At 55.7% G+C, this 16,414-nt stretch carries 15 protein-coding genes and 1 tRNA gene; 12 read left to right on the top strand and 4 right to left on the bottom strand.

Annotated features, from left to right (window positions below; all coding sequences use genetic code 11):
* Positions 1-94 precede the first annotated feature (94 nt).
* The 6 genes from PUV47_RS03590 to trpB all read left to right on the top strand — a co-directional run bounded on the left by PUV47_RS03590 (position 95) and on the right by trpB (position 7,193).
* The gene (locus tag PUV47_RS03590; RefSeq protein WP_274217079.1) at positions 95-1,105 is read left to right on the top strand and encodes an ABC transporter permease subunit; all 1,011 of its coding nucleotides are present in this window, start codon (positions 95-97) and stop codon (positions 1,103-1,105) included.
* 3 nt (positions 1,106-1,108) lie between these two features.
* Positions 1,109-2,008 (top strand): ABC transporter permease subunit, encoded by a 900-nt coding sequence (locus tag PUV47_RS03585; protein WP_274217078.1) that lies wholly within the window; start codon positions 1,109-1,111, stop codon positions 2,006-2,008.
* A 5-nt stretch (positions 2,009-2,013) separates the two neighbouring features.
* Positions 2,014-2,853, top strand: a complete 840-nt coding sequence (locus PUV47_RS03580) for an ABC transporter ATP-binding protein (protein ID WP_274217076.1) — start codon at positions 2,014-2,016, stop codon at positions 2,851-2,853.
* Positions 2,853-3,680 carry a dipeptide ABC transporter ATP-binding protein gene (locus PUV47_RS03575; RefSeq protein WP_274217075.1) on the top strand — a complete coding sequence of 276 codons (828 nt, stop codon included), beginning with the start codon at positions 2,853-2,855 and terminating at the stop codon, positions 3,678-3,680. The genes PUV47_RS03580 and PUV47_RS03575 overlap by 1 nt, the downstream gene beginning before the upstream one ends.
* Before the next feature lie 481 nt (positions 3,681-4,161).
* A complete protein-coding gene (locus PUV47_RS03570; RefSeq protein ID WP_274217074.1) occupies positions 4,162-5,745 on the top strand; it encodes an ABC transporter substrate-binding protein in 1,584 nt (527 codons plus the stop codon).
* Positions 5,746-5,978: 233 nt separating this feature from the next.
* Positions 5,979-7,193 carry a tryptophan synthase subunit beta gene (trpB, locus tag PUV47_RS03565; RefSeq protein ID WP_274217072.1) on the top strand — a complete coding sequence of 405 codons (1,215 nt, stop codon included), beginning with the start codon at positions 5,979-5,981 and terminating at the stop codon, positions 7,191-7,193.
* Positions 7,194-7,259: 66 nt separating this feature from the next.
* On the opposite strand, the gene PUV47_RS03560 is transcribed toward trpB, so the two are convergent.
* The 4 genes from PUV47_RS03560 to gph all read right to left on the bottom strand — a co-directional run bounded on the left by PUV47_RS03560 (position 7,260) and on the right by gph (position 10,140).
* Positions 7,260-7,475 carry a hypothetical protein gene (locus PUV47_RS03560; RefSeq protein WP_274217070.1) on the bottom strand — a complete coding sequence of 72 codons (216 nt, stop codon included), beginning with the start codon at positions 7,473-7,475 and terminating at the stop codon, positions 7,260-7,262.
* A 150-nt stretch (positions 7,476-7,625) separates the two neighbouring features.
* Positions 7,626-7,701: transfer RNA gene (locus PUV47_RS03555), tRNA-Val, on the bottom strand.
* Positions 7,702-7,822: 121 nt separating this feature from the next.
* Entirely contained in the window at positions 7,823-9,127 is a 1,305-nt protein-coding gene (locus PUV47_RS03550; protein WP_274217068.1) for an MFS transporter, read from the bottom strand.
* A 338-nt stretch (positions 9,128-9,465) separates the two neighbouring features.
* Positions 9,466-10,140, bottom strand: coding sequence for a phosphoglycolate phosphatase (gph, locus tag PUV47_RS03545; protein WP_274217067.1), 675 nt, complete (start codon positions 10,138-10,140; stop codon positions 9,466-9,468).
* Between the two features lie 234 nt (positions 10,141-10,374).
* Between gph and rpiA the strand changes: the two genes are divergently transcribed.
* From rpiA to PUV47_RS03515, 6 genes are all read left to right on the top strand, one after another.
* On the top strand, positions 10,375-11,064 hold the full coding sequence (gene rpiA, locus PUV47_RS03540) for a ribose-5-phosphate isomerase RpiA (protein ID WP_274217066.1): 690 nt from the start codon (positions 10,375-10,377) through the stop codon (positions 11,062-11,064).
* Positions 11,065-11,119: 55 nt separating this feature from the next.
* Positions 11,120-11,635 carry a DUF2059 domain-containing protein gene (locus PUV47_RS03535; RefSeq protein WP_274217065.1) on the top strand — a complete coding sequence of 172 codons (516 nt, stop codon included), beginning with the start codon at positions 11,120-11,122 and terminating at the stop codon, positions 11,633-11,635.
* Between the two features lie 131 nt (positions 11,636-11,766).
* On the top strand, positions 11,767-13,149 hold the full coding sequence (gene gor, locus PUV47_RS03530; protein ID WP_274217421.1) for a glutathione-disulfide reductase: 1,383 nt from the start codon (positions 11,767-11,769) through the stop codon (positions 13,147-13,149).
* 77 nt (positions 13,150-13,226) lie between these two features.
* Positions 13,227-13,847 carry a gamma-glutamylcyclotransferase gene (locus PUV47_RS03525; protein ID WP_274217064.1) on the top strand — a complete coding sequence of 207 codons (621 nt, stop codon included), beginning with the start codon at positions 13,227-13,229 and terminating at the stop codon, positions 13,845-13,847.
* 367 nt (positions 13,848-14,214) lie between these two features.
* Entirely contained in the window at positions 14,215-15,579 is a 1,365-nt protein-coding gene (locus PUV47_RS03520) for a class II 3-deoxy-7-phosphoheptulonate synthase (RefSeq protein WP_274217063.1), read from the top strand.
* Positions 15,580-15,685: 106 nt separating this feature from the next.
* Positions 15,686-16,312: a response regulator gene (locus PUV47_RS03515; protein ID WP_274217062.1), complete on the top strand. Its 627-nt coding sequence runs from the start codon at positions 15,686-15,688 to the stop codon at positions 16,310-16,312.
* Positions 16,313-16,414 lie beyond the last annotated feature (102 nt).

The raw sequence follows: 16,414 nt of genomic DNA, 5'->3' as shown, positions 1-16,414 counted from the left end.
GAGTATTCGCCGGGATACATTTTTGTATTTTCACGTATCACGACGATTGTTGTTGGTCGTTGTGTTCCAAACCGACAAAAAGTGTGTCAGCAGAATGCTTCGTCTCATACTGAGAAAACTGGGGCTGTTACTCCCCACATTCATCGGAGTTACACTGACTTCGTTCTTTTTCATTCGCTTGTTGCCGGGTGATCCAATCCTTCTTCTTGCGGGTGAACGGGGCGTCAGCCCGGAACGCTATCAGGAACTCATGGTCCAATTCGGCTATGACCAGCCGGTCTGGCAGCAATACCTGACCTATCTTGGGAACATCCTGCAAGGTGATCTGGGCACGTCAATCGTCACCAAGCAGCCGGTTCTGAGCGAGTTCATGGCCTTGTTCCCTGCGACGGTTGAGCTCTCCGTCTGCGCGATCATTTTCGCAGCAGTTCTGGGGCTCCCGGCGGGCATCTTGGCGGCAGTGCGTCGCGGCAAGACCCTTGATCACACCGTCATGACCACCGCTTTGGTCGGTTACTCCATGCCGATCTTCTGGTGGGGTCTGCTGCTCATCATCCTGTTCTCCGGTATCCTCCAGTGGACGCCTGTCTCCGGTCGTATCTCACTGATGTACTGGATTGAGCCTGTCACTGGGTTCATGCTGATCGACACACTGCTCTCCGATCAGGAAGGGGCATTCTGGTCCGCTGTGAACCACCTCATCCTTCCAACCGTTGTTCTGGGGACCATTCCGCTGGCGGTGATTGCCCGTCAGACCCGGTCAGCGATGCTGGAAGTTCTCGACGAGGATTACGTCCGCACAGCAAAGGCCAAAGGTCTGTCCACCTATCGTGTGGTCGGTTTGCATGCGCTGCGAAACGCGCTCATTCCAGTGATCACAGTGATTGGTCTTCAGATCGGGGTTTTGTTCGCTGGTGCGATCTTGACGGAAACCATCTTCTCATGGCCAGGCATCGGCAAGTGGATGGTCGATAGTATCTTCCGTCGTGACTACCCGGTGGTGCAGGGCGGTCTGCTCATGATCGCAGCTATCATCATGATCGTGAACCTCATCGTCGATCTGGCTTACGGTCTGATCAATCCCAAGATCCGGCATTCGGAGTAAATCATGACTGATACAACTCATAGCAGCGCGCCGGATACCCGCATTGAAGTTCTCAAAGGCTTCTGGCGTCATTTCAAGACTAACCGTGGTGCGGTTTTCGGGCTGTACTTTTTCCTGACCCTGGTGGTGATCGCAGTATTTGCGCCGTTGATTGCACCCCATGGTGCAACTGATCAGTACCGCGATGCGCTTCTTGTGCCACCGGTGTGGATGGACGGCGGAAGCTGGAACCACATTCTGGGTACGGACGCCGTCGGCCGCGATCTCCTGTCTCGCCTGATCTACGGCAGCCGCTTCTCCCTGTTTATCGGCGTGGTCGTTGTGTCAGTAGCGCTGGTGGTCGGCATCTGTCTGGGCCTCGTGGCTGGTACATTCCGTGGTTGGATCGATACCGTGATCATGCGCATCATGGATATCATTCTGTCGTTCCCATCCTTGCTTCTCGCGCTTGTTCTGGTGGCGATCCTCGGGCCTTCCTTGATCAATGCCATGATCGCAATCGCGATCGTTCAGCAGCCGTACTATGTGCGTTTGACTCGCGCGGCAGTGATCTCTGAAATGAGCCGTGAATACGTGATGGCGGCCCGCGTTTCTGGTGTACGCACGTTGCGCCTGATGTTCGTGACGGTGCTGCCAAACTGTATGGCGCCGCTCATCGTTCAGGCGGCCTTGTCGTTCTCTACGGCCATTCTGGATGCGGCAGCTCTCGGCTTCCTCGGCATGGGGGCACAGCCTCCGACCCCAGAATGGGGTACAATGCTGGCAGAAGCCCGCGAGTTCATCCTGCGTGCGCCATGGGTTGTGACCTTCCCGGGTCTTGCAATCCTGACCACCGTGCTTGCGATCAACCTGATCGGTGATGGTCTGCGCGACGCACTCGATCCGAAGCTGAAGAGGAGCTGATCACAATGGCTCTCTTAGAAATCGAAAACCTGACGGTTGAGTTTGACACCGTCAATGGCCGCTTCCGCGCACTGGACAACGTGAGCTATTCCGTTAACGCCGGTGAAGTCATGGCCATCGTTGGTGAAAGTGGCTCGGGCAAGTCCGTGGCCATGCTGGCGGTGATGGGTCTATTGGCCAACAACGGTCATATCAAGGCTGACAAGATGGTGTTCGAAGGACTGGACCTGATGACCATGTCCCCACGCCAACGCCGCAAGGTGATTGGCAAGGACATTTCCATGATCTTTCAGGAGCCAATTGCCAGCTTGAACCCGTGCTTTACCATTGGTTTTCAGATTGACGAAACACTGAAAGAACACACCGAGCTGAACAAGAAGCAGCGCAAGGCCCGTGCTGTTGAGCTGCTCAACTCCGTGGGTATGCCAGAGCCGGAAAAGACGCTGAAGAAGTTCCCGCACCAGATGTCCGGCGGGCAGTGCCAGCGTGTCATGATCGCCATGGCAATTGCATGTGAGCCCAAGCTGCTGATTGCTGATGAACCAACCACTGCGCTCGACGTGACCATTCAAAAGCAGATCCTCGATTTGCTGATGGATCTTCAGGCGAAGTCCGGCATGGGCCTGATCATGATCACCCACGACATGGGTGTTGTGGCAGAAACCGCTGACCGGGTGGTGGTGCAGTACAAGGGCAAGAAGATGGAAGAAGCCGATGTGCTTTCCCTCTTCGAAAACCCGCAGAATGCCTACACCAGGGCACTGCTCTCTGCGCTGCCTGAAAACGCAACAGGCGACCGTCTTCCAACGGTCTCCGACTTCCACTTGAACGGCGAGGGGGCGTGATGTCAGAGGATATCATTCTTGAGGCCCGCAATCTGGTCCGGGAATACCGCACCAAAGAGGGCATGTTCGGCAAGCTGAACATCACACGCGCGCTGAAAGGCATCAGCTTCAAGCTGGAGCGGGGCAAGACCCTTGCGGTTGTTGGCGAAAGTGGCTGCGGCAAGTCTACGCTCGCACGCATTCTGACCTTGATCGACCCAGCAACGGAAGGTGATCTGCTGATCGAAGGCAAGAAGATCGATATTGCCCAGCAGAAGATCACGCCGGAAATGCGCGGCAAGGTACAGATCGTGTTCCAGAACCCCTATGGTTCGCTGAACCCGCGCCAGCGCATTGGCGATGTGCTCACCGAGCCATTGATGATCAACACCGACATGACACCGCAGGAACGCCGCGACAAGGCGATGGAAATGCTGGTCAAAGTGGGGCTCGGTCCTGAGCACTACAACCGCTATCCGCACATGTTCTCCGGTGGTCAGCGCCAGCGTGTGGCGATTGCGCGCGCGCTGGTCCTGAACCCGTCTCTGCTGATCCTCGATGAGCCGGTCTCTGCACTCGACCTTTCTGTTCAGGCCCAGATCCTGAACCTTCTGGCCGACCTGCAGGAAGAGCTCAATCTGACTTACCTGTTCATTTCCCATGACCTTTCCGTGGTGCGGTATATCGCAGACAAGGTGATGGTGATGTACTTCGGCGAAGTCGTTGAGTATGGCACGCGGGATGAAGTCTTCGGCGATCCGAAGCACGACTACACAAAGACGCTGTTCAATGCCACGCCGCGGGCGGATGTGGCCCACATCAAGGAACGCCTGGCACGCACGGCTTAGGGCTTGATCACAACTGACTTGATGAAAAGGGCTGATGCGGTGCATCAGCCTTTTTTGTTTGTGCGTGAAAAAGCGAAGAAACGAACAAATATGATTCTCGCAATTGAACGCGCGCGGGTGGTGGCAACCTGAAATTGTTCCAGCGTCCAGACGCCAAAACGGCACCTCAGGACGGGCAAAATTTTACGTTTCACTCACTCAAGCCAACATAAATCCTAAGGGTTTTGGGCCCTCCAAGGGAGAATATACCAAAAATGCCCTATGAGGTGTTTACGTATTTTTTCCTTCAATATATATCAGAGTAGGCGAGTGAGCTGCACCGGCGGTTGAAATGAGGAGCTCGTTTCTGACCGAACAGGGGTGGTGCTCGGCGAACAGAATTAACAGCTGGTCTGCATGGTTTCGTGGGATAGAGAGAGCGAAGCTTTGCAGGAGAGCCAGTTGGTTTCTGCAGAAAAAACCAATCAGTTGGGGAAGTACTATGAAAAAATCATTTTTGCTTGGTAGCGCACTGGCCGCTTCCATGGTTCTTGCTGCACCGAGCATGGCCAAGACCCTCGTTTATTGCTCTGAAGGCTCTCCAGAAGGTTTCACTCCTTCCCTTTACACCGCTGGTACCACCTTTGATGCTTCGTCCCGCCAGATCTTCAACAAGCTTGTAGAGTTCGAGCGCGGCACCACCAACATCGTGCCTGCGCTTGCCGAAAGCTGGGAAGTATCCGAGGACGGTCTTGAATACACCTTCAAGCTGCGTGAGGGCGTCAAGTTCCATACCACGCAGAACTTCACGCCTACGCGTGATTTCAACGCCGATGACGTCATCTTCTCCTTCATGCGTCAGTACGACAAGGACCACCCGTACCATATGGTATCTGGCGGCACCTACGAGTACTTCAACGCCATGTCCATGCCGGACCTGATCAAGTCCATCGAGAAAGTTGACGATTACACAGTCAAGTTCGTGCTCGCCCGCCCAGAAGCGCCAATGATTGCAAACCTGGCCATGGACTTCGCTGCCATTCACTCCGCTGAATATGCTGAAGCGATGATGGACAACAAGGATGCCTTCGACCAGAACCCGGTCGGTACCGGTCCTTTCCAGCTCGTTGGCTACCAGAAAGATGCGATCATTCGCTACAAGGCCAACCCAGACTACTGGGCAGGCAAGGCACCAATCGACAACCTCGTTTTCGCAATCACGCCAGATGCATCCGTTCGCTATCAGAAGCTCAAGGCGGGCGAGTGTCATGTGATGCCTTACCCGAACCCAGCTGACATTGAAGCGATGAAGGCTGATCCAGACATCAACCTGATGCAGCAGGAAGGCCTGAACGTCGGCTATCTGGGCTACAACACACAGATGGCACCATTTGACAACCCGAAGGTCCGCAAGGCCCTCAACATGGCCATCAACAAGGATGCGATCCTTGAAGCTGTGTTCCAGGGTGCAGGTAAGGTTGCAAAGAACCCGCTGCCACCAACCATCTGGTCCTACAACGATGAAATCGTTGACGATCCATACGATCCGGAAGCTGCAAAGGCCATGCTGGAAGCTGAAGGCGTAACGGATCTTTCCATGAAGATCTGGGCAATGCCGGTTCAGCGTCCGTACAACCCGAACGCACGTCGTATGGCGCAGCTGATCCAGGAAGACTTCAGCAAGATCGGTGTTAACGTCGAGATCGTATCCTACGAGTGGGGTGAGTACCTCAAGCGCTCCAAGGAACTGGACCGCGACGGTGCTGTTCTTCTCGGCTGGACCGGTGACAACGGTGACCCGGACAACTTCCTCGCAGTGCTTCTCGGCTGTGATGCTGTTGAAGGCTCAAACCGCGCTCAGTGGTGCCACCAGCCATTTGAAGATCTGATCCAGAAGGCCAAGGTAACCGCTGATCCGGAAGAGCGTGCAGAGCTCTACCGTCAGGCACAGGTGGTCTTCAAGGAGCAGGCTCCTTGGGCAACCATTGCGCACTCTGTTGTGTCTGAGCCAATCAGCGTTCGCGTTGAGAACTACAAGATCGATCCGTTCGGTGGTCACATCTTCTACGGCGTAGATATCAAGTAAGAGCCTCCCAATTTGCTCTTATAAGAACAGCCCTCCGGCGGGAAACTGCCGGGGGGTTTTTTGTTGAGTTTTTCCGGTATCTCCTAGGCCAAAAGATCGCTTGCGTCACGCTACCCCACGTTGAATGATGGAGGTCTGCAAGCAAGGGCGCCAGAGGCTGAAAACGGCCCGGTGCTGATGGATAAGACTGACAAGATGCGAGCCCGTGTAACTGGCTCGGCTGCGGGGGAACAATGACCAGTTATCTGAAGCAATTTCCGAATAAAGAGGGGTATTTTGGCGAGTATGGAGGCGCATTTCTGCCGCCACAGCTTGAGCCTCACTTCAAGGAGATAGCTGAAGCCTATGATCGCATTGCCGGGGATGCCTCTTACATTGCTGAGCTTCGCTACATTCGAAAGCACTATCAAGGCAGGCCGACACCCATTTCTCACGCCAAAAACCTCTCGGAAAAGCTGGGTGGTGCCAACATCTACCTCAAGCGCGAAGACCTAAACCACTCCGGCGCGCACAAGCTCAACCACTGTATGGCTGAAGCGCTTTTGGCCAAACACATGGGCAAGAAGAAGCTGATTGCGGAAACTGGCGCGGGGCAACACGGTGTGGCGCTGGCAACGGCGGCAGCCTACTTCGGCCTTGAATGCGAAATCCATATGGGCGAGGTGGATATCGCCAAGGAACACCCCAACGTCAAGCGCATGAAACTGCTCGGCGCAACGGTCGTACCGGTGGGCTTTGGTGGTCGCACATTGAAGGAAGCCGTTGATTCTGCTTTTGAATCTTACCTTGGGCAGACGGAAGAAGCGATCTACGCCATCGGCTCAGTCGTGGGGCCGCACCCATTCCCGAAGATGGTTCGTGACTTCCAGCAGATCATCGGCATAGAAGCTCGAGAACAGTTTCTGGAAATGACCGGCAATCTGCCAGATCACGTTGTCGCCTGTGTGGGTGGTGGCTCCAACGCCATGGGTCTTTTCTCAGGATTCATTGATGATGACGGCGTGAAACTCCATGGCGTTGAGCCTATGGGCAAGGGGCCAGAGGAAGGGCAGCACGCGGCAACGATCACCTACGGCAAGCCGGGAATGATCCATGGTTTCAAGTGCTTGGTCCTGACGAATGAGGCCGGGGAACCGGCACCGGTCCACTCCATCGCCTCCGGTTTGGACTATCCGGGCGTTGGGCCAGAGCACTCCTACCTGCATGAAACAGGGCGTGCCCAGTATGGCTATGCAACCGATGAGGAGACCCTTCAGGCGTTTTATGCGCTGTCTCGCCATGAAGGCATCATCCCGGCACTCGAAAGCAGCCATGCGGTTGCCTACGCCATGAAAATCGCCAAGACCATGGCGGGTGAAACCATCCTGGTGAACCTGTCTGGCCGGGGGGATAAAGACCTGGACTATGTGACCGACAATTTCGGCCATGGTGAGGGCTATTCGCTGTAAGGCATTGAAAACAGAAAATAAAAGAGGAGGTCGTTGAGCCTCCTTTTTTATATGCCGTTCCGGTGGTCAGGCATCTTCTCGGGGGCCTTTGACCCTCTGATAAACAGCGGAAGGGACGCCGATGACAGTGGCAAGGCCTGCCGCCACTTTGAAGTTCGGGCCCCCATACAAAAGCACCTGTACGAACACCAGTGCGGCAAAAATCAAGGTGCATAGGCCGAAAAGCATGCCGCCGAACAGGAACACCTGCTCAGACCAGCTTTTTTTCTTGTTGGCTGCCAACACGCCCTCCATCCGTTGCGTTGCTTTTGCGATGTAATGAATGAAAGACGGATTTCAAGCAAGTTTTTGCGTTCACTTGCGCGCGCAATCAGCAAGCAAGATGGAGCATCAAATTTCTTGGGAGGAGGTATATTTTTGGGGGAGAGGAAATGGTGGGCGATGAGAGACTCGAACTCCCGACATCTTCGGTGTAAACGAAGCGCTCTACCAACTGAGCTAATCGCCCGACCAGAGCGCCGTGCGGCGCGTCGTCGTTGGAGGGGTATTTAGGCGGTTTGATTTGAGAGCGCAAGCCTCCTCGGAACTTTTTCCCAAAAGATTTGTATAAAACTTCTTCCCCTCGGATTTTATTGTGCTTTTCCCAATGTGTGACGAGCAGGTGACGCGTTCTCCAGCGCATTGGCCACGGTCTCCGGAGAAAGGCCAAGGCCGGAACTTGGATAGCTCGTGTAAGAAAGCTCCAGCACGGGTTTGCGCGACGGCCGCCGGTAAAGCCGCCAAGCAGTGAACAGAGCCAGCAGACCCGACAGCACGACCGTCAGGACCGGGGCCGCCCGGTCCGGTAGCACTGGCGACATGGCACTGATCGCAAGCGGGCCAAACACACTGCCCAATGCCCAGACAAACAGCAGGTAAGTTGAAAGCGCCGGGCCATTGTCCACCTTGAACTCAAATCCATGCGCAAGGCACAGGGAATAAAGCGGAAAGCTCAAACCGCCAATAACCACCAGCAAAATCGACAAAATGAGGAACAGGTTGTCATCGGTGTCCCCAATCGTCTGCCAGTTCTTGAAGGGATCGGTGATCAAGTAAAGTGCACACAGCACACATATGACGATAGCGCACAGCAGGATCAGAAAGCGGCGGTCCATCATGTCGGAGAGCGCACCCATGGGCCATTGGAAGATCAAACGCCCAACATAAAGCAGGGCCACCAGAAACGCCGTGGTGCCCGCGGCCACACCTGCATCGTTCAAGGCGAAGGGCACGACTGTCAGGAAGCTGGTGGTGATGGCACCTGCAACAAACGCCCCGAGCAGGGCGACCGGCACCTCTTTGAAGACCTGGCCAAATGACAGCTTTGCCTTGTCGCCGGTAACCGGCGGCACAGAACGGGTGAGGCACAACAGAACGATGGAGCAGACGCTGAGCAGCAACATGACGTCCAGCATGAGCAGGGGATCATCGGAAAAGTGAAAGAGCAGAACCTGGGACAAGATTGCCATCACGCCAATGGCGAGTGAGTTGATTGAGAGGATACGCCCGCGCACGTTGTCAGGGGTGGCCACGCTCAGCCAAGCATCTGCCGCTGAAAACAGCATGGCAATGGCACCCCCCATAATGAAGCGAAGGGCCGCCCATGCCACCAGACTGTCGGTCATACGGGCGAAGATGATCATGATGGCGGTCAGCCCGGCACCTGCTGCAAAGGCGCGGATGTAACCGACCCGGTTGATGATCTTCAAGCCACGCAGGCACCCCACCATGAAGCCGAGGGAATAAGCCGCGGCAATGAGACCGACTTCAAAAGTATCGCCGCCCTGCGCGCCCACATAGAGCGGCACAAAGGTCATCAGCGCTGAGCTGGTCACTTGCATGCAGGATGCAGCAATAATGATCGCCAACAAGGACACAAGGTAGGTTCTGACCATGGGATAAGTCGCTTATGTTTTTCTTTTTGTTGTCAGGGAGGGCTGGAGAACACGCGCAGCCCTTGCAGCGTTGCCCGGACAATGACAGCGACCTGGGGAGATATTTTGGGGGGCGTAAGGCTTTTTCTCGAAGAAATGGGGGCACCTTGCCACAATGAGAGTCGCCCGCATGCAGCGATGGCCCGCAAGCTGGCCTAGAGGTGAAGGTGGCGGGATTATTTGATGGGCTGGCAAGGCAGAAAGGCAGGGGAGCGGCTTCAACAAAGCCCGAGGAGAGGGTCAAACAAAAAGGGCGCCCGAGAGCGCCCTTTTAAAGAAGATCATCGATGTGAAATCGATCAGTCTTGTGCAGAAAGTTTTTCTACGGCTGCTTCAAACTCGTTGAAGTGTGAAATCACGATGTCAGGATGCAGGTCCGCAACCGGCACATCGGTGTAGCCGAAATCAACCGCAATCACTGGCAGGTTTGCATTGCGCGCGGCCTGAATGTCTGCACGAGAGTCGCCCACAAAAATGGAACCTGCGGTATCACCGCCCGCCATATCAATGGCGCCAAACACTGGCATGGCGTCAGGCTTGTTCTTGGAGAAGGTGTCTCCGCCGACAACAGCGTCGAACAGCTCAAGCATGTTGAGTGCTTTCAGCAAAGGCATGGCAAGACCGTGCATCTTGTTGGTGCAGATTGCCGTCTTCCAGCCCTTTTCGCGCATGGTACGTACCGCGTCCAGCGCACCCGGGAACGGGTGAGAATGGTCCGCAATGTGGTTCTCGTAATACTTGATGAACTTGTCCAGCAACGGATCAAGAATTTCATCTGTTGGCTCGACCTTATTGGCCTTGAGGCCGCGGCTCATGAGAACCCGCACGCCAGCACCGACCATCGTACGCACCCGCTCTGGCTCAATGGCCTCATATCCGGCTTCAACCAGGACGTGATTCATAGAAGCTGTGAGGTCTCCCATAGTTTCTACAAGGGTGCCGTCGAGATCGAATACCAATACTGGTTTTATCATTAGGAATGCCCGTAGTCGTTCGCTTAAAGTGGCGCCAACCTAGCGCAAGAATGTGAACTGTCAATTTGCAGTGAACCCGCATACAGGAGTTTTCTTTTCCTGCTTGGCCCTGTTTGTTGGACATGTTAAGCAGCCCCCAAAGGGAAATGGGTCGGCTGAGGTAAACACTCAAGACTTGTGCTCTGGTCAAAACGGGAGCGCAGGCAAGTTGGCCGCAAAATCTGTGGGATCGCAATGAGCGCAGCATTGAAGGTTGAAGCCGCCGCAGCGGCACTGAAGGAAGTCAAATCCGGCATGCGTCTGGGCATTGGCTCCGGCTCTACAGTCAACGAACTCATCAAGCTTCTGGCGGAAGAAGTGAAGGGTGGCCTCGATGTTGTGGGCGTGCCTGCGTCTGAAGCCAGCGCCAGCCTGTGCCGTGAACTCGGTGTGCCGCTGACCACGCTCAATGAAACACCTGAACTGGATTTGTGCATTGACGGGGCGGACGAAATCGCGCCTGGCCTTGCTCTGATCAAGGGCGGCGGGGCGGCTCTGCTGCGCGAAAAGATGATCGTGATGGCCTCTCAGCGCTTCATCGTCATTGCAGATCAGACGAAAATTGTGGAAACGCTCGGCACGTTCCCGCTGCCAATCGAAGTTGTGCAGTTCGGCCTTGGCGCGACACGTGTAAAACTGGAAAAGCATGTGGAAGCCCATGGTCTTGCTGGGGAATTGGTGCTGCGCGGTGGCGCAGACGCGCCGCTGGTGACCGACAATGGCAACTACATCATTGACGCGCATCTGGGATCCATTCCAGATCCTGAGGCTTTTGCCGCTGGATTGAATGATATTCCGGGGGTCGTTGAGAATGGCCTCTTTATTAATCTGGCCATGCGCGCTTATGTTGCGGGCACGGATCAGGTAAAGATCATTGAGCGCTAACATCCGGGCCCGATGGCCTGTGATTACTATTCATTTGAAGGGGAGAGCTCCGATTATGCTCGTTAAATCACTGAATGCGGTTGGAAAGAGCCTTGCTGGTGCAGCGCTGGCGGTCGTTCTGTTGTCCGCTCCATCTATCGCACAGGAAGAAACCTTCTCTGCGGCGCACCTGGATGCAGCCCGTGACGCGGTCATTGCAACGCGCTCCATCGAAGGCTTCGACAACATCCTGCCAGATGTAGCTGAGCGCACCCGCACGCTGTTCATCCGCTCCAATCCAGCCATGAGCGCGGAAATCGACACCGTGGTCAATGAAGTGGCTCTGGAACTGGCAGCTGAGCGTCCTGCGCTCGACAAGCTGATCTATGAAGTTTGGGCACGCCGCTTTTCCGAGGAAGAGCTGAAGCAGATTGCCACGTTCTACAACACTGAAGCGGGCTCCAAGCTCGCCAAGCTGGGTGGCCAGCTGAGCGCGCTTTCCATGGGCGCTGCAAAGCAGTGGAGCGATGCACTGAGCCAGCAGATGGTTGCCATCTCTCGCGAGCGCCTGCAGCAGCTCTCAGCTCAGTAAGCTTGGTTCACGATTGTGTGCAAGGGCGGCCCGCGACTTGAAAAAGTTCGGGCCGCCCTTATTTTTGCAAGGTGTTTTGCAAGGCCGTAGTCGTTGAAGACACGGCCTTTTTAATGAAAAGGCCCATGCCCATGGCACAGTATGATTATGACCTCTTCGTCATAGGCGCCGGTTCGGGCGGCGTACGCGCTGCGCGAATTGCCGCTCAACATGGCGCACGCGTTGGTGTGGCTGAGGAATTTCGCTACGGCGGCACCTGCGTAATTCGCGGCTGCGTTCCGAAAAAGCTGTTTGTTTATGCCTCCAAGTTCGGCAAGGACTTTGAAGATGCCGCCGGTTACGGCTGGAGTCTTTCCGAAAAGCCATCATTTGACTTTGCCAAGCTGGTTGAAGCCAAGGACGCGGAAATCACCCGCCTTGAAGGCATCTACCGCCGCAATCTGGATAAGGTCGGTGTGGAGCTGCACGACACCCGTGCAGTGCTGGAAGGGCCAAACCAAATCCGCCTTCTGGCAACCAACACGGTCGTGACGGCCGAGCGTATCCTGATTGCTGTGGGTGCAAAGGCCAACATTGATCCCGACTTGCCGGGCCGCGAACATGTGATCACCTCCAACGAGGCCTTTCACATGGCTGAGTTGCCCAAGCGCATCCTGGTGGCCGGTGGCGGTTACATCGCCGTTGAATTTGCAGGCATCTTCGCCGGAATGGGCGTGGAAACCACGTTGATGTACCGCGGCGAGGAAATTCTGCGCGGCTTTGACGATGATGTGCGCACCACGCTTCATGAGGAGATGGTGAAGAAGGGCATCAACGTCATCACCAAGGACACCATTGCCCGGATCGACAAGGAAGGCGAGGAGCTGCATGTGACCGCCAAATCCGGCGAGAAACACGTGTTCGACAAGGTGATGTTCGCCATTGGCCGCAGCCCCAACACTGAAGACCTCGGCTTGGACAAGGCAGGCGTTGCGCTTGACGACAAGGGCGCCATCAAGGTGACAGCAGACAGCCAGACCAACGTGCCGAACATCTATGCCGTGGGCGATGTGACCAACCGTGCCAACCTGACGCCCGTGGCGCTGCGCGAAGGCCATGCCTTTGCTGACAGCATCTACGGCGACAAGGCGTGGGTGGTCGATCACAGCATGATCCCGACAGCCGTGTTCTCGCAGCCCGAGATCGGCACGGCTGGCCTGACCCAGGCCGAAGCTGAAGCGTCCTATGACAACATCGACATCTACAAGACGTCTTTCCGCCCCATGAAGCACACGCTTTCAGGCCGCGATGAAAAGACAATGATGAAGATGATCGTGGACGCAGATACAGACACGATCCTCGGTGTTCACATCATGGGGCCGGAGTCTGGCGAGTTGATTCAGCTGATCGGTGTGACCCTGACCATGGGCGCAACCAAGGCGGACTACGACCGCACCATTGCTGTTCATCCAACCTCTGCGGAAGAGCTTGTCACTATGCGCGAGCCCACAGAGCGCATTCGCAAGAACGGCTAGTAATCAGGACAACCGTAATGAAAAGGGCGATCAACGGGTCGCCCTTTTCGCCTTTAAATGAGCAGGAAGCGATTTTCATGGATGTTGCAGTCAACCAGATCAGTTATTTCGGTTATGGCTCTCTGGTGAATGAGGACACGCTGCAAGAGGGAACCAGGGTCATACCGGGCCGCCTGAGCGGCTGGGTGCGTGAATGGCGGGGCTGTGCACGCTGGCGTGGCAAGGAACACGCCGGGATGGCCGGTGTGTGTGCGCTGGGCGTGCGCCGCAAGCAAGGTGCGCACATCCGCGGCGTGATGGTGCTGGACCGGAAAGACAACCTGCCATGGCTGGACGACCGTGAATGGCACTATGACCGCAACACGCTGGAGGAGGGCAGCTTTGCGCCAGATGCCAGCGCCCACGTGCCTGAAGACACCTTCATGTATGCCATCAAGGACCAGCACTATTTCTGGGGCAATGACGACTATCCGATCCTGCTGAGCTATCTGGACTGCGTGCTGGCGGGTTTCGACCGGCTGTGGGGAGAGGCGGGCGTGCGCCACTTCTTTGAAACCACAGACGGCTGGGGCCGGGTGCCGGTTCTCAACGACCGGGGGGACAAGATCTACCCACGTGCCGTAACGATCTCAACGGGCTTGGAGAGCCGAATTGATTCTCTTTTGCAGGAGTTCGGTGCCCGGCATTTGAATCGATAGATGAACCATGGCGGCTAAAGGCTTGCACTGACTCAGGAATTGACGGTGGGGACACGCAGATCCTGCCTGTGCATACAAAAAATCTGCCTGAGTTTGAAACATGCTTTCGCACGCCTCTCCAAAACCGCGGTTCTATGCTATTTTGGCCAAAAGCCATGCAACAAACTTCCGCTTGGGTTGGCTTTGTTGAGCTAAGCTCACAACAAGCGCAGAATCTGGCGGGTTTGGGCTCTGGCATCTGCCGCTATGGCCGTGTATAAGCCTACCCCGTATTTGCTCTTAGAGTTCGATACGAAACTTATTTTGTCGGGGTTTCCCAGTTTCTTGAAGGAGGGACCCCAAGCCAATGACTGTTGGAGTTTATAAAATGGCGGAAAATTGGACACCGGATTCCTGGCGATCAAAACCGATCGTGCAGATGCCGGACTATCCAGATAAGGAAGCACTGGCCGACGTCGAGCGTCGCCTTGCATCTTATCCGCCGCTCGTGTTTGCAGGTGAGGCGCGCAAGTTGAAAGCGCAGCTCGCTGATGTTGCCGAGGGGCGTGGTTTCCTCTTGCAAGGTGGTGATTGTGCGGAGAGCTTTGCGGAGCATCATCCCGATCACATCCGCGACTTTTTCCGTGTCTTCCTGCAGATGTCCGTCGTATTGACCTATGGAGCGAAACGGCCGGTTGTGAAGGTTGGCCGTATTGCAGGCCAGTTCGCCAAGCCGCGCTCGTCCGACTTCGAAACGAAGGACGGCGTGGAGCTGCCGAGCTACCGCGGGGACAATGTCAACGACATCGCGTTTACGCCGGAATCGCGTACGCCAGATCCACATCGTCAGCTGATGGCCTACCGCCAGTCCGCTGCGACGCTGAACCTGCTGCGTGCTTTCGCGCAGGGCGGTTTTGCAAATCTGGATCATGTGCATCAGTGGATGCTGGGCTTCGTCAAGGACAGCCCGCAGGGTCAGAGCTATCAGGAACTGGCGGATCGCATTTCCGAAGCACTTGAGTTTATGCGTGCGTGCGGCATCGACCCGGACAGCGCCCCTCAGTTGCGGTCTACGGATTTCTTCACCAGCCATGAAGGGCTTCTTCTGGGCTATGAAGAGGCGCTGACCCGTGTGGATTCCACCACTGGTGAGCATTACGCCACCTCTGGCCACATGATCTGGATTGGGGACCGTACCCGTCAGCCTGATCACGCACACATTGAGTTTGCTCGTGGTGTGAAGAACCCGATTGGTCTCAAGTGTGGCCCATCCCTGTCTCCGGATGGCCTGTTGGAACTGATCGACCTGTTGAACCCGGAGAACGAACCGGGCCGCTTGACCCTGATCGCCCGTTTCGGCGCGGACAAGGTGTTCGACCATCTGCCACAGCTCATTCGTGCCGTGGAACGTGAAGGCCGCAAGGTTGTCTGGTCCTGTGACCCGATGCACGGCAACACGGTTACAGCCAACGGCTACAAGACCCGTCCGTTTGAGCGCGTGATGCAGGAAGTCGATGCATTCTTCGCTGTACACCGCGCTGAAGGCTCTCACGCCGGTGGCGTTCATGTGGAAATGACCGGACGCAATGTGACTGAATGTACCGGTGGTGCACATCAGCTCTCCGCTGAGGACCTTGGGGACCGCTACCATACCCATTGCGACCCACGGTTGAATGCAGACCAGTCTATCGAACTGGCCTTCAGAATTGCGGAAAACCTGCGCAAAGAGGCTGAAAAGGAAGCAGCTCAATAGGCTGACTTTTATTTTTCAGAAAATTTTAAGTTGTGTTAAAGGGCCGCTAACCAGTGGCCCTTTACCTTATGTAGAGTGCAGTTAACAGGTTGCCGGGAGACGTGGCGTGCGGCACAAGAAAGCTGCCTTGAGCAATTACTCTGTTCTGATTGCTGAGGGTAACAACTACATGCGAAGCTTGCTTCGAACCATGGTGGCAGGGTTCGGCGTTCGCAACATTTACGAAGCGCAGGACGGGGCGGATGCGATCGCCATCGCGATTGACCGCAGACCGGACATTATCCTGTGCGAGTGGGTCATGCGCCCGCTGGATGGCGAGGATTTCCTGCGCATCCTGCGTGAAGACTCAGATCCAGACATTGCCCAGACACCCGTGATCGTGATCAGCGCCGATGCGCGCCGGTCTGTGGTCATTCAGGCGATGCGGGCCGGGGTCAACTTGTTCCTGTCAAAGCCCTTGTCGCCAGCCGTCCTGCAAGACCGCATGATTGCGATCATGGAAGGCCACTACATCCGCAAGAAGCCAAACTTGAAGGAAAGCGCCATACGCTCCAACTTGAACCAGCATTTGCAAAAGCTGGAGGAGGAGCGCCAGAAGAATCTCGATCCGGCCTCGCCTGATCACCCGTTGAAAGCTGTTGCCGAGGAGATGAAATCCAAAAGCGACAAAGGCGTACATGAGCGGCTTGTCAAAGCGCCGCAAGAGAAGGTGCCATTTCGGCGTGGCAAATAGACGGTGCGCAGGGGATGCACTTCCTGTTCTTATTTGATTGTCTCTCAGGCCTCGACCCGTTACACAGGGGATATGATTTGACACGAGGCTAAGATCTAGCAT

The sequence above is a fragment of the Pseudovibrio exalbescens genome (genome assembly GCF_028737195.1).
In the GTDB taxonomy this organism is placed as follows: domain Bacteria; phylum Pseudomonadota; class Alphaproteobacteria; order Rhizobiales; family Stappiaceae; genus Pseudovibrio; species Pseudovibrio zosterae.
This window is presented reverse-complemented; position numbering and strand designations above follow the sequence as displayed.